9 protein-coding genes and 1 riboswitch are annotated in these 14,510 nt (G+C 59.8%); of the genes, 2 read left to right on the top strand and 7 right to left on the bottom strand.

Annotated elements, in window-relative coordinates:
• Nucleotides 1–74: 74 nt before the first annotated feature.
• The 4 genes from M8N44_RS02615 to M8N44_RS02600 all read right to left on the bottom strand — a co-directional run bounded on the left by M8N44_RS02615 (nt 75) and on the right by M8N44_RS02600 (nt 3,701).
• The gene (locus tag M8N44_RS02615) at nt 75–425 is read right to left on the bottom strand and encodes a nucleotidyltransferase domain-containing protein (RefSeq protein WP_102721801.1); all 351 of its coding nucleotides are present in this window, start codon (nt 423–425) and stop codon (nt 75–77) included.
• Entirely contained in the window at nt 383–790 is a 408-nt protein-coding gene (locus M8N44_RS02610; RefSeq protein ID WP_102728325.1) for a nucleotidyltransferase substrate binding protein, read from the bottom strand. Before M8N44_RS02610 ends, M8N44_RS02615 begins: the two co-directional genes overlap by 43 nt.
• Before the next feature lie 53 nt (nt 791–843).
• Complete coding sequence (lpdA, locus tag M8N44_RS02605) at nt 844–2,232, bottom strand: dihydrolipoyl dehydrogenase (protein ID WP_102728324.1); 1,389 nt, start codon at nt 2,230–2,232, stop codon at nt 844–846.
• A 146-nt stretch (nt 2,233–2,378) separates the two neighbouring features.
• A complete protein-coding gene (locus M8N44_RS02600) occupies nt 2,379–3,701 on the bottom strand; it encodes an amidohydrolase (protein WP_180975172.1) in 1,323 nt (440 codons plus the stop codon).
• 147 nt (nt 3,702–3,848) lie between these two features.
• On the opposite strand from M8N44_RS02600, the gene M8N44_RS02595 reads away from it, so the two are divergent.
• Nucleotides 3,849–4,451: a porin family protein gene (locus M8N44_RS02595; RefSeq protein ID WP_022396750.1), complete on the top strand. Its 603-nt coding sequence runs from the start codon at nt 3,849–3,851 to the stop codon at nt 4,449–4,451.
• A gap of 249 nt (nt 4,452–4,700) precedes the next feature.
• Here the strand turns inward: M8N44_RS02595 and M8N44_RS02590 are convergent, their stop codons facing one another.
• The 3 genes from M8N44_RS02590 to M8N44_RS02580 form a co-directional block, all read right to left on the bottom strand.
• Nucleotides 4,701–7,043, bottom strand: a complete 2,343-nt coding sequence (locus M8N44_RS02590; RefSeq protein ID WP_102728322.1) for a beta-galactosidase — start codon at nt 7,041–7,043, stop codon at nt 4,701–4,703.
• A 99-nt stretch (nt 7,044–7,142) separates the two neighbouring features.
• The gene (locus tag M8N44_RS02585; RefSeq protein ID WP_102728321.1) at nt 7,143–9,260 is read right to left on the bottom strand and encodes an extracellular solute-binding protein; all 2,118 of its coding nucleotides are present in this window, start codon (nt 9,258–9,260) and stop codon (nt 7,143–7,145) included.
• Between the two features lie 146 nt (nt 9,261–9,406).
• Entirely contained in the window at nt 9,407–11,413 is a 2,007-nt protein-coding gene (locus M8N44_RS02580; RefSeq protein ID WP_102728320.1) for a TonB-dependent receptor plug domain-containing protein, read from the bottom strand.
• A 35-nt stretch (nt 11,414–11,448) separates the two neighbouring features.
• A riboswitch (cobalamin riboswitch) is annotated at nt 11,449–11,588 on the bottom strand.
• 343 nt (nt 11,589–11,931) lie between these two features.
• On the opposite strand from M8N44_RS02580, the gene M8N44_RS02575 reads away from it, so the two are divergent.
• A complete protein-coding gene (locus tag M8N44_RS02575; RefSeq protein WP_102728319.1) occupies nt 11,932–14,508 on the top strand; it encodes a cobyric acid synthase in 2,577 nt (858 codons plus the stop codon).
• The last annotated feature ends 2 nt before the right edge of the window (nt 14,509–14,510 follow it).

The following is a 14,510-nucleotide window of genomic DNA, read 5'->3' as shown; positions in this document are numbered from 1 at the left end:
AAAGACTAAATACTAAAGAGGAAAGACTGAATGTCTTTCCTGTTTTACAGGGGTTCTCCGGGATCAAAATCCCTTCATTCCATGGAACGGGAAAACCACTCCTTGCCATAAGCATGGATATGACGCTCCAAATCAGGATTGGTGATTCTGTTACGAATAATCAAGTCTACCTCCACAGGCAGGTTCAACTCCGTGAGACGCGCTTGGAGAGTCAAAAGGACGGACAAATCCAGGTCCTCGCCCTCCAGGGCAAGATCGATATCGGACGCAGGCTTCCACGTGCCCAGGGCGCGGGAACCGAATAAAACGGCTTTCCTAATCTGCGGAGTCTGTGAAAGAATTTCCCGGATGCCTGAGCGCACCTTGGCCGTCAGGCCATCGTTCAGTCCTCTTTCTCCGCCATCATGTTCAGATTTTCCACACATGGGGCCAGCATGGAAAAGAATTTTCCCTTAATCAGGGAAACCGCCTCTTCCGCGCTGGAATCATCATAAGTATGTACAAACAAATTGCGGCTTTCCAACGCCTGAAACCAGCAATCAATATGGCCTATCAAGCCTGCGCCAAACGCCTGCCTGATGGCTTCGCGGGGGCTGTTAACGCTGTAGCCGTCATAGACCAGTTTATCTTTCAACGTTTTCCAGCACAGCTCAAACGTAAATTCATAAGTCTGCACCAGTCCGGCCATTTCCAATTCATTGTATTCCGGCAACGCGCAAGCATGGCGCAACCGGGAAAAAGCCTTATTCAGGTTTTGAAGCCTTTGTTTCCAGCGCAGGTTACCGTTCATCTTTTTTAACGGAGAAAAAGAGCCCCGTTCCGGGGCTCTTCCCGTGAAAACCGTTACATGTGGATGGCGATTCCCTCGGAAGCCAGCATGGATTCATGGATGGCTTCCGACAGCGTGGGATGGGCAAAGATGGTGGCGTGAATATCCTCGTCCGTCAGTTCCGCCTGAATGCCGACGCCCAGCGTGGCAATCAGTTCCGTGGCTTCCGGCCCCACGATGTGGGCGCCCAGCAGTTCGCCGTGTTTGGCGCCGTACAGGGTTTTCACGAAGCCGTCCGTTTCTCCGGCGGCCACAGCCTTGCCAATGGCCTGGAAGGGGAATTTGCCCACCTTGTACTCCACGCCCGCTTCCTTGAGGGCGCGTTCCGTTTTACCCACGGAAGCCACCTGCGGGTAGCAGTACGTGCAGCTTGGGAAGAAGCCGACCTGCCTGGGCTGGTAGTCCGGATTAAACATGCCTTCCACGGCCTGCACGGCTTCAAAGGTGGCCGTATGCGCCAGCAGCACGCCGCCGATCACGTCGCCCGCCGCGTAAACGCCGGGAATGGATGTGGCGTAGCGGTCATTCACCTTGATGAATCCCTTTTCCGTCAGCTCCAGGCCGGGAGCGGCGGGAACGACCGGCTTCACGCCGATGGCCACCAGGCAGACGTCCGCCGTGATTTCCTCTTCCTGTCCCTTGCTGTTTTTCACGCTGGCCTTGACCTTGCCGTCGCAGGTTTCCGTGACGGATTCCACGGAGGCTCCCGTCATGACCTTGATGCCCTGCTTCTTGAACGCGCGTTCCAGCGTCTGGCAGGAATCGTCGTCTTCATTGGGAAGCATGCGCGGGAGCGCTTCAATGAGCGTTACCTTGGTGCTGAAGGAGTTGTAAATGTAGGCGAATTCCGTGCCAATGGCGCCGGAACCGATGATGATCATGCTTTCAGGCCGCTTTTCCAGCACCATGGCTTCCTTGGAACCGATGATGGTGGCGCCGTTGAGGGGCAGGCTGGGCACCGTGCGGGTGACGCAGCCGGTGCTGATCAGGATGTTTTTTCCTTCCAGAACGCTCGTCGTTCCGTCGGCGGCCTTCACTTCCACCTTGCCGGGGGCGGTGATGGAGGCTTCCCCCGTGACGGAGTCCACCTTGTTTTTCTTAAACAGGAAACCCACGCCGCCGGCCAGGCGGTCGCTGACCTTGCGGGAACGGCCGATCACCTCGCTCCAGTCCACGCTGACGCCTTCCACCGTCATGCCGAATTCCTTGGCCCGGGCCGTCACGGTCAGGTAAGCCTCCGCATTTTTCAGAAGCGCCTTGGTGGGGATGCATCCCCAGTTCAGACAGGTGCCCCCTACCCGGTCGCGTTCCACGCACACCACGGATTTTCCCAGCTGGGCGGCGCGGATGGCGCCCACATAGCCGGCAGGGCCTCCACCAATGACGATGAGATCATATTGCATGAAATTACTATAAAGGCATCCCCCCTTGCGGGTAAAGAAGGAATATGAGCATGCGCCGCCTGAACGGCGCCCCAATGACAAAAGATTAAATAGAGGGGAAATGCCTGTTAAAGACTATTTTCTCTTTTGTATTTAGTCTTCCGTCTTTATTCCTTCCCCTTCACCCACTCCACCAGGTCCCGCATTTCCGCGGCGGTGTCTGCGTACAGGCCGTCCGTGTAGGTTCCGCGGTCGTACAGGATGTTCCCTTCCACCATGGTGAACACGCAGTCCTTGCCGGAAGCGGCATAAACGGCATGGGACGCTTCGTTGAAAATCGGGCAGAGGTTCGGTTCATCCAGGTCCAGGGCAATCATGTCCGCGGGAGCTCCCGGAGCCAGCGTTCCCAGCCCCGGCGTCCGGAAGATGCGGGCGCCCTCCGCCGTGGCCATGTTCAGCGCCTGCGTGGCGGGCACCGCGGTAGCGTCCCCGCTGCATCCCTTGGCAAGAAGGGCGGCCAGCTTCATCGTTTCAAACATGTCCAGGCTGTTGTTGCTGCACGCTCCGTCCGTTCCCAGGGAGACGGAAATGCCGGCCCGCGCCATGTCCCGCACGCGGGCGAAGCCGGAAGCCAGTTTCAAATTGCTGACCGGGTTGTGGGCGATTGCCGCTCCGGAAGAGGCTACCAGTTCCAGTTCCTCATCCGTCACGTCCACCATGTGGGCCAGCACGGTGCGTTCATTCAGCAGCCCCATGTCCCGGGCATAAGCCACCGGGCGCCTGTCCCCGTGCAGGGAGCGGCACTGCTCCACTTCTCCGGCGGATTCGGACAGATGGATATGCAGCATCAGGTCCAGTTCCTCCGCCAGCTTCATGGAACGCCGGAGCACGTCGTCACTGGTGGTGTATACGCTGTGCGGCATCAGGGCCACCTGCACCCTGCCGCGGCCCGCAAAGCGCGCCGCCTGCTCCCGGTACAGGGCTTCCGCCGCATCCCATCCGCCGTACGCCGGAGAGGGAAACGCAAAAAGAGCCTCCCCGCCCACACAGCGCATTCCCATGCGCTCCGCCTCCCGGAGCACGTTGATTTCCAGCAAATAGGAGTCCACAAAAGCCGTCGTGCCCGTCCGCATCATTTCATACATGCCCAGCCGCGCCCCCAGGGAGACGATTCTGTCCGTCAGGCGGGCTTCCACAGGGAAAATATGCCCGGTCAGCCATTCCATCAGAGGCAGGTCATCCGCAAAGCCGCGCAAGAAGGTCATCGGAACGTGCGTATGGGCATTGACCAGCCCCGGCATCAGCAGGACATTTCCCAGGTCCCTGCGGGCGGTGGGCTTCCACCGGGCTTCCAGCTCTGCGGCACTCCCCGTTTCCAGAATTTTCCCGTCCCGGACGGCGACGGCCGCATTTCCGGCGGCGCCGGCCTGCCCCGCGCCCGCCAGCATGCGGGAAGCGGTCACCAGCAAATCACACGCTTGTTGTTCCATGGCGCAGAATGTACCCCACCGGGCCCGTTCTGGCAACTTCATCTCCCGGTGCCCGGGGATTTCATGCAAATTTGACATTTCATGTTTGACTTCAAAAGAGAAAACTGCCAAGAATGAACCACAGTTAAATTCACCATTTATCCCCATATGAACAAGACTATACTGCTAGGTTTGGCCCTTGTGGCCTCCGTGTCCGCCGCCAATGCCTACCACGCCGACAAATACGACGGCCAGTTCGGCATGTCCCTGGAAGGAGCTTACGGCATCGCCACCAAGGATGCCATGCCCAACGTGGCCGGCGGCAATCTGAGCATTTTCAATTACATTGAAACCGGCAGCATTGTTCATCAGATTTCCCTGAACGGCGGCATTCTGGCAGGCTCCCACCATCCCAGCGTGCATGACCTGGGCATCAGCGGCCCCTATACCGCCAGCGTCCGCTCCACCTACGTTCCGATGATGGCCGGTTATACGCTGAACCTCCCCATCGGCGATTACACGATGTTCTATCTGGGCGGCAAGGCGGGCGCCACGTACGGAGACATTAAAACCACCATCCACGGGCTGGAAGACGGGAGCCGTTCCCACACCATCTCCACCACCAAGTTTTCCTGGGCAGCCCAGGCCGGGTTCAAGTTCAGCATCTCCAAGAGCGCTGACTTCCTGATCGGCTATGAATATTACCAGATTCAGGGCTACAGTGATCCCGGCTACCACACCATCAAGCTGGGCTTCTCCTGGAACTTCTAACAATTAATCATTGAGTTCATTACTGCCTCCCGGCGGCTCCGTACACCACGGAGCCGCCTTTTTCATGCCGGGGGGAGGAGACGCATGCCATGCGGTAACCAAGGCATCAGCAAACACGTGCTCTTAAAACCAGCGCATGCCGCGCTCGCGTGAAGATTCCGTTGCCTCCAAAAGTGCTCCAAAAGGAAAAAGGCCGCTCCATCCCAAAGGATGGAGCGGCCCCGGAAAGATCAGGATTTCCGGGAATCCCTATTTGACAGGCTTGAACGGCTTGGGAGACGCGTAGACTTCATAGTCCTTGATGCGGCCGTTTTCCCGGTTCTGGCGCGGCAGGTAGCGGAAGCCGGAGAGCTTCTGTACCTTGCCCAGGTCCAGCACGATCATGTGCGGGTGCGTGGGGTTGTCTCCCTGCCACTTGGTGTGCCAGTAGGTGGTGGGCTGGTTGTCCATCACCAGGCCCGCCTGGGCGGCTTCCCCCGCCGTTTCATGGGAATCCGCATAGACCACGGACCACTGTTCGCGGGGAAGCAGGTTGCCGGAGGCATCCAGGAAATTCAGCTCCGCAATGGCGGCGTGCGGGCCGTTGTCATGGGCGTTCTTGCTGACGAGGGCGATGTAGCGGGCCTGGACGGGAGCGCGGAATTTGATTTCCTGCTGGTCCGCGCCCTTGGCGAAGGTTCCCTTGTGCACGAGCTGGCTGGCAGCGGGAGCTACGGGCTTGCCCACACGGAAGACGTCCGCCATGGCAGGGTCCCTGTTGACTTCGTAAATGGCTTCCTTCACGCCTTTCACCGTGCCGGAGCCGCCGTCCACGTCCAGCACCACGATTTCATTTTTCCCCGGTTTCAGGTATTCGCCGGGGCAGTAAAGCGCCTGCTGGGAACCGATGAACCAGAAGCGGCCCAGATTGTGGCCGTTCACCCACACGACGCCCTTTTTCCAGCCGTCCCGCATGTCCAGGTAGGTATCCTTGGGGTTGGAGACGTTGAAATATCCACGGTGGAACACGGGCTGGTCGCCGCCCGGCTTCTTGCCGGAGAAGGACAGAAGCTCCACGCCCTTGCACGGGAGGTTGTAGATGAGGAAGTTTTCCAGCTTCTTCCCGTCCAGCGTGATGGGGCCGCGGATTCCCTTGCGTTCCCCCTGGATTTGGCCGCCGAAGTTGATGCGGCCCATGTTTTCCACAAAGATATCCACCGTATGGAGGCCCGCGGGAATAACCACGTCACAGGCGTCCTGCTTGTAGCGGCGGTCTGCCGCACCCTGCCTTTTGCCGTCCACGTAAACGATGGCGCGGTCCTGCATGTTGTTCATTTTCAGCTCTCCCTTCACCGGGCCGTTCACTTTCGTCCGGTACAGGATGAAGCCCAGGCTCTGCCCCAGGGCTTCCATGTGCACGGGCTCCTTGCGGATGACAGGCTGCGGGAGCCGGTTGAACATGCCGGCTTTCTCCGTGAACGTGATGGGCGGCAGCTCCATCATTTCCGGCTGCGCGGGCGGTTCGGGGAGCTTGTACGTATCACCGTAATAGTCCTGAATGGTCTGGCGGAAGGTACGGTAGCGGTCCGTCAGGGTTCCGTTTTCAGAGATGGGCGCGCCGTAGTCGTAATTGGTCACGTCCGGCGTGTAGGCCCCTTCCCAGTTCGCCCCGTTCATGAAGCCGAAGGAGGTGCCCCCGTGCGCCATGAAAAGGTTGGGGGAGACATTGTTTTCCAACATCCACTTCAAGTCGCGGTTGAAGCCTTCCGTACTGCCGCCGTTTTTGGGCTTGCCCCAGTGGTCAAACCAGCCTACCCAGAATTCGCCGTTGATGCGGGGAGTCTTGCCCTTGTGCTTTTCCAGGTTGGCAAAGGCGCCCTTGGCTCCGCCGCCGAAGTTCATGGCGGGAACGATGCCGGGCAGCGTGCCGTTGTTGATCATCCAGTCGTTCGGGCCGTCCGAGGTAAAGGGCACCACGCCCGGAAGCTCCTTTTGGATGACTTCCAGGTGTTTTTTCACGTAGTCCTTGTCGGAGCCGTAGGAGCCGTATTCATTTTCCACCTGGGCCATGATGATGGGGCCGCCCTTGGTGATCTGCAGCGGTTCCAGCATGGAGCAGACTTTCTTGAGATAAGCCATGGCCGGTTCCAGGAAACGGGGGTCCTGGGAGCGGACCTTCAGGTCCGCATCCTTCAGCAGCCAGCCGGGGAACCCGCCGAATTCCCATTCCGCGCAAACGTAAGGGCCCGGACGCACGATGACCCACAGGCCGGCCTTCTGCGCTTCCTTGACGAATTCCACAAAGTCCAGGTTGCCGGAGAAGTCCCACTTGCCGGGTTCCGGTTCATGCACGTTCCAGAACAGATAGGTGCAGACGGTGTTCATGCCCATGGCCTTCATGCGCTGGAACCTGTCCTGCCAGTGCTCACGCGGCACGCGCGGGTAGTGCATTTCCCCGGAGATGATTTTGACGGGCTTTCCGTCCATCAGGAAGTTTTCCTGGTTGGTGGCGAAGACATGCTTGGCGCCGTCATTGGATTCCGGCAGGGGCATGGGAGCGGCCATGCAAAGGTGGCCTGCCAGAAACAGGGCGGAAAAAAGTGATATTTTCATGATAATGGAGTCAATAAACGGTTCTAGGGAATAATAAGGGGAATTATGATGAAAAACCGCCTCCTTTCAATTTAAAAAGGAGCCGGCGGGCTGGTTTTATTACGGAGCGGCGTCATCCGGTCTTTCAACACGTATCACCTGATGCCTTTCCTCAAACGGAACGCCCCGGCGCCGGGCCTCCTGCGTTTCCTTCTTCATTTTTTCATCCACCCAGTACAAGTGGGATTCCAGGGGGTTGTAAATCCGGGGGGAACAGAACCGCGTGGGGGATTCCGGCCAGCGTATCCAGCGCCAGCAGGCGACGTACGTGTAGGGTTCCCGCCAGCCGGGAATCCAGACGCAGAGTTCATGAATGCGCTTTTGGGCGCGTTGAAGGGCTTTTTTCAGGGCGGCGCCATCCGGGGCATTCCGCTCCGCGTCCAGGGCCGCATCCAGTTCCGTGTCCGCCACGGCAAAGATATTGTTCGTGTTGCCCACGGGGTTGCCGCGGGCATCGTACGCCAGCTCGGAAGCAAAGGTTTCATAAAGCCGGGGGAACGGCGTCTGGAGCGGCCACGCCCACAGGGCGGCCTGGTACCGTTTTTCAAATACCTTCCGGGAACAGACATTATAGGTCAGGGGGTCCAGGCGCAGGTCCACCCCGCATTTCAGGGCCTCCTGCCGTAGGATGGAACAAACATTGGTCATCAGGGTGGAGGAGTCCGCGAAGGTCAGTTCCACCACCAGCCGTTCCCCCCGTTCATTCTTCAGCACGCCGTCCTCCCCCATTTCCCGGTAGCCGGCGCGGGCAAAATGTTCCATGGCTTTTTTCTTGCTGTATTCCGGCGCTTTCAGCGGAAGCGTCAGATCGCCGTACCCCTCCATGTAGGAGCCCAGCCTTCTCATATTCCCGCGGAACAGGGTATCAATCACCATGCCCATGTTCACGGAATGCGCCAGCCCCCTGCGAATGCCGGGGTTTTTCAGAAGCTTGTCCGCACAGTTCAGGTACAGGCCGTACGGGGGGCAGGCATAACCGGCTTCCAGGCTGTACTTGTCTATGTAGCCCCGGTGCACTTCCGGCAGTTCCAGCCTGTTTTCCCACACTTCCGGCTTGCGGACGTTCATCATGTCCAGCTCCCCGCGGCGGAACATTTCAACCGCCTTGTTTTCCAGGTTTACAAATACATGCTCCACCTGGTCCGCATTGCAGGAATAGCGGTAGTATTTCCTGTCCTTCGCCCACCAGTCCTTCACGCGGGCCAGGGTGATGCGCTCGCCTATCCGTATTTTACCGGGAACCACCACGTAGCCCCCCGTATTCGGCGGAACCTTCCACTGGTAGCGTTCCAGAAACAGGGAGTTGAAATCATGGTAAAAACCGGGATGGGCCGGATGGAAATCCACGCAGGCCATGTAAGGCAGCAGCGGCCCGGGTGACGGAAGCGTCAGGGCAATGACGGAATCCCCGTATACCGTAATCTGGTCATACGTGGAACGGAACAGGGTGGTCCAGAAGGGGTCCCGGGCAAAGCCGGACGTGCGGAGGCAGATATTCAGCAGGAAGTCCTGCGCCCTTACGGGGCGGCCGTCCGAGTACGTCGCTTCCGGGTCCAAATGGTAAAAAACGGTTTTCCCGTCCGCGGAGACGGCCCAGCGGTCCGCTAGCCCCGGAATGGGCCGGAAGGTTTCCGGATGCAACCCCACCAGGGGAAGCCACACGTTGTCAATGGCGGAGTAGTTGAAAAAGGTCTCGCTTCCCGGTCCGAACGCCCGCAGGGTTCCGGGAAACGGCGTATTGATCCACAGCCGGACCAGCCCCCCTTTCACGGCCCGGGGGTCACCCACTTCCGGTTCCTCCATTCCGGTCTGCCATTCCAATCCAGCAGGAACCTCCTCCAGGGGAAGCTGGCGGATATGGTCTTTCAGCTCCAGCCTTCTGCCGATGCGTTCCACGGAACGCTCCTGCTCGGCCAGACGCCGCCCATCCCCATCGCCACGGGAGACGGACAGCAGGCTTTTCTTCCGCTCGCCGCCTGCCAGTTCCCGGAGCAGTTCCCGCTCCACAGATCTGTTCCACCGTTCCACGAAGCCGTCAAACACGGCAGGCATGCCCCTGCCGTCCGTCCGTCCGGAGGCCTCATGCCAAACGTCCGCTTCCCGCTGGGCGAAGTAAAGGACTCCTCCCAGAAAGACGGCGAGGACCAACGCCCCCAGAATGTACAGCCAGCGAAACACAGCTTAGATTACCGCCGCATGTTAACCGATTCCGGAACCACCGGAAAACAAAAAGCCCATCTTCCGCCCGTGGCTGTTCCCTTCGCCTGAAACAGCCCGCAAGACGGAAGATGGGGGTGCAATCAACAATTAGTCCTGAAAAGCAATTAGAATTCGACCGTCACGCCGCCGAAGACTCCCAGCCCCCGGGCCTGGCGCGGTCCGAAGTTATAGTCATTCGTGATGATGAAATTCTGGTCAAACAGGTTTTCCACACGCACATGAAACGCCACATTGTCCGTCACCTGGTACCTGGCGAACAAACGCGCCGTAAAGAAGTTGTCCAGACGGGCATAGTTGTAGTCCGTACGGCCCATGGCGGATGTTACGCCGAAGCCGACCGTCAGTTTTTCAACCGGAGAGGTATAAACCTCCGCGTTGATGGTGTGGCGGGCAGTATTGGCCATCTGGATGGTTTCATATTTGCCGATGGAGTCGCGCTTGGGCATCGTGAAGGTGTAGTTGGCATAATAGCCGCTGTTCCACGCATCCTTGAACTGCCCCTTGAACGCTACTTCCACGCCATAGGAAGTGGCGTGGGAGAAGTTGTCGTAAGTCGTGTAGGAGTTGGGCCACGTGCCTACGCTCCTGGTGCCGATTTCATCGTTGATGCGGGTCCAGAATCCCGTCACGGAAGCGTAATGGTTGTCCGCCAGGCGCTGTTCCACGCCCAGGTCTCCGCCCAGGGATTTGGACACATCCAGGTCCGGATTGCCCACGTAGCCGTAATTGGCGGCGTACTGTTCAAAGTAGGTGGGGGCGCGGAATCCGGAACCCACGGAACCGAAAATACGGGTGGGGGAATCCTTGCCCGTCACCTTCCAGGAATTGGAATAACGCCACGTGAAGTGGTTGTTCCAGACGGAATCATGCTCCAGGCGCAGGGCCACGCTGGCGTCAAAGTTGTCCGTGGGCGCCCACATCTGCTCCGCAAAGAAGGCAAGCGTGCTCTGCCATTCATCCTTGGCCACGTAATTGTTTTCGCTCATGTAGTCGGAGCGGTCCCAGGCCATGCCGGCGACCGTCTTCCATTCCTTGTTCCACGTAAGTGCATTGCGCCATTCCGTCTGGAAGCGGCGGTTGCACATCACGTTGGGCTGGAAATCGAAGCCCGGCGTATGCGTGGAATAGTCCATGTTGTAATGCCCGATCATGAAGCTGGTGGACCACAGCTTGGTAATTTCCGCATCCACGCGCCCCGTCACCAGGTTGCTGCGGTTCTTGTCTTCCGTGTTGTACAGGTGGGGGTCCGTCACGGCGGGCCACTGGTCGTAATCCACATACGGCGTGGGGTATTCAAAGTAGGAATCCAGGCGGCGGTAGGTAAAGCCCACCTTCACCTTGTCATTGACGTCATAGCCCAGGCGCACGGCTTCCTGCCACTGGCGGAAGTCGTTCATGCCTTTCCGGTTGTCATAAATGGCCGGATAAATGGTGGGATCGTTTTCCGTGGATTCAAACCCCACGCCCACAAAGTAGGAAAGCTTCTTGATCTTGCCTGAGGAAGTCGCGTAGCTGTTGAAGGAATGGAAAGAACCGGCTTCCGCAAAAATCCTGGTCACGGGATCGCCTTCCCCTTCCGGGGTGTCCATGGCGACAACGCCGCCAATGGCGCCGGAACCGAAGACGGCGCCCTGGGCGCCCTTCACCACTTCCACATTGTCCACCGTAAAGAGATTGGTGATCCCCAGCAGCTTGTTGCCGGACATGTTGACATCACTGATGCGCATGCCGTCAACCATGGTCAGGGTGTAGGTTTCCTTGTTCATCCCGCGGATGACGGTGTTGCTCACGGAACCGCGCTGCCAGGTGCCGCCGCCGTCCAGCGTGAAGACGCCGGGAGTCTGGGAAAGGGCTCCTGTCAGGGTTTCAATGCCCGCTTTCTGGAATTCTTCCGGATTGATGATGGAAACGGATACCCCGGACCGGTTGTACGGCACGCCCGTAAAGTGGGACGCCATGGTCAATTCCGGCATGACCTGCATGGTTTCCGAACTGGCGGAGGGCTTGGAGTCTTCTTTTTTAGCAGACTCGGCAAGAGAGGACTGGCCTGCGAATGCGGCAAGGCCAACGGCAATAGCGCCCATCTGAAGGGCTTTCTTCGTATAAAGCATGGTTGTGGTGCCTTACGTTCGGTAACTCGCCGAACAGTTGGACAACCCCACAGGCTGGTCTTCTGGCTTGCGAGACAGGCTCGCTTACAGTGGCGGTACCGCTCCGGATTCACACCGGTATTCCCCAATCTATTTCCTGCCCGGCTACGGGCGTCCCTGAGGTCTGTAACCCTTCCCATGAGGGTTCATGAGACGGATGAAATACCAAAGAGACCGGTATGACAAGCCAAAAAAATTTTTCTTTGAACATTCCGCCGCTTTATGGACGCTTCCTCTTTTCAGCCGCCGCGCGCCATCCCGTTTTTCCAACCGGAGTTCTCCATTTTTGTCTTGTCACCCCCGGCGCGTACAGGACATGATGCGCCCATGACACGCCTTTCACCCTCCTTCCCGCAGCGGGGAAGGATTTCCGTTTTCAGAGGAGTTCCCAACTTCCGGAAAAACCGTTTCTTCAAGGCGTTTCCTTCCTTTTTCCGGAACAGGCGCCATCCTGGAACGCCGGTCTTAATTACTACGGCATGAACAGTTTTTCACACGGAGGGGATTTAAAATCCCTGGCGGCGGACGCCGGACGGCCCGAACGGGAGATTCTGGATTTCAGCGTCAACCTGAGGCCGGAGGGAATGCCGGAGTTCATTGCCTCCGCGCTGTGGAAGGCCATGGATGCAGCCGTTCCCTACCCCTCCCCGGACATGGCGGAGCTGCGGGAACTGGCGGCGGTTCATTACGGGCTGCCTTCCGGTTGCTTCACCTTCGGCAACGGAGCCAACGAACTGATTCACGCCCTCCCGCGCGCGCTGGAACTGAAACGGGCCGTCATTCCGGAACCCGCTTTTTCCGAATACAGGCTGGCCTGCCTGCGCCACGGCACGGACGTTCTTTCCATCCGGACGGAGGAACGGGATTCCTTCATTCCGTCTTCCCTCCTGCCGGCGGAACAGGCCGCAGACGGAAGCGCCGTTTTCCTGGCTAATCCCTGCAATCCATCCGGCGGGCTGCTGGACGTTCCGGCCCTGCGGCAGGCCGTGCGGAACCGCCCCGGAGTCGTCTGGATTATTGACGAATCCTTCATTGACTACGCGGACGGAACGGAATCGCTTCTCCGTGACGCGGCCCTTCTGCCCAACCTGGTTGTCCTGCGTTCCCTGACCAAATTTTACGGCATCGCCGGCGTCCGGTGCGGCTTTTCCGTCTGCGCCGCTCCACTGGCGGAACGGCTGAGGCAGTCCCTGCCCGCGTGGAACGTGAACGCCTTTGCAGCGACTGCGGCGCGGGCCGTGCTGGAACAGCCGCCTTCATGGGCGGACGGGGAACGCGCCCTGAACCGGGAACGCCGGGAAGACCTGTTCCGCAGGCTTTCTGCCCTGCCGGGCGCCGCCGTGCTGCCGTCCGGGGCCAACTTCCTGCTCTTCCGTCTGGCGGGGGCGCCTTCCGGCCTGGCCGCCCGGCTCCTGAAAAACCACGGCATCGCGCTGCGCGACTGCTCCAATTATCCGGGGCTGGAAAACGGCGGCTGGTTCCGTGCAGGCGTCCGCACGCCGGAAGAACACGCCCTGCTGGCAGAGGCCCTGCGGGCCGAGCTGAAGGGAGGCGGCCCCGCCATTCTCCGCAAACTGCCCAAACCGGCCCTGATGATTCAGGGCACCTGCTCCGATGCTGGAAAAAGCGTGCTCACGGCGGCCCTGTGCCGCATTTTTCTTCAGGACGGCCACCGGGTGGCCCCGTTCAAGGCGCAGAACATGGCCCTCAACTCCGGCGTAACCGCGCTGGGGGAGGAAATGGGCCGCGCCCAGATGGTGCAGGCCCAGGCCTGCCGCATCGACCCGGATGCCAGGATGAATCCCATCCTGCTCAAGCCCCATTCCAACACCGGCTCCCAGGTGATCGTGATGGGGCGTGCCGTAGGCCACATGGAGGCGCGGGAATATTTTACGGCCAAAAGGCGCTTCTGGCCGGACGTGCGCCGGGCGTACGATTCCCTGGCGGACGAGTATGACGTCCTCTGCCTGGAAGGGGCCGGAAGCCCCGGAGAAATCAACCTGAAATCCGCAGACGTGGTGAACATGAACATGGCCCGCTATGCGCGCGCCAAAGTTCTGCTCACCGGGGACATTGACCGGGGCGGCGTGTACGCCTCCTTCCTGGGGACGTGGATGACGTTCGCCCCCTGGGAAAAAGAGCTGCTGGCGGGCTTTGTGGTCAACAAGTTCCGCGGAGACCCGGAGCTGCTGGCCCCGGCGCACAGCTACATGCTGGACCGTACGGGCAGGCCCGTGCTGGGCGTCATCCCGATGATACGGAACATCAGCATTCCGGAAGAGGACCGGGCCGCTCTGCCCTTTGAACAGGACGAGCAAGCCAGGCACGCGGACTGCCTGGACGTGGCCGTAGTGATGCCCGCCCACGTCTCCAACTTCACGGACTTCGCCCCGCTGGCGGCGGAGCCGGACGTTCGCCTCCGCCAGGTGCGGACACGGGAGGAATGGGGGAACCCGGACCTGGTCATCCTGCCCGGCACCAAGAGCGTGGCGGCGGACCTGGCCGGACTGCGCGCCGCAGGGCTGGAAGAACCCATCCGCCGGCACGCTGAACAGGGAAAGTGGATGCTGGGCGTCTGCGGCGGCCTGCAAATGCTGGGAACGGACATTCTGGACCCGCTGCACATGGAATCCGCGGAGGAACGGACGCCGGGGCTTGGCCTGCTGGAGCTTTCCACCACTTTCGCCGCCGCCAAAACCCTGCTCAACGTGCGCCGGGCAAGCACGCCGCTGGCCCCTCCCGCGGCGGGCTATGAAATCCACCACGGCGTCACCCGCCATGAGGGAGCGAGCGTCCCCATCATGTTCCGGGAAGACGGCTCCCCCTGCGGCTACGGCAAAGGCCGAATCTGGGCCACGTACCTGCACGGCATGCTGGACGGCGACGAGTTCCGCCGCGCGTTCATCAACATGGTCAGAGTGGATTCCGGTTTGTCCCCCAATCCATCCCTGCACGCCTCCTATGACCTGGACGGCGCGCTGGACCGCCTGGCGGACGTAGTCCGGGAGCATCTGGACCTCAAGGCCATCTACCGTATTCTTCAACTGAAACGCTGACC

Origin of the sequence: Akkermansia massiliensis (genome assembly GCF_023516715.1) — a bacterium.
In the GTDB taxonomy this organism is placed as follows: Bacteria; Verrucomicrobiota; Verrucomicrobiia; order Verrucomicrobiales; family Akkermansiaceae; genus Akkermansia; species Akkermansia massiliensis.
Note: the sequence above shows the minus strand (reverse complement) of the source record. Positions and strands in the feature narration are given on the sequence as shown.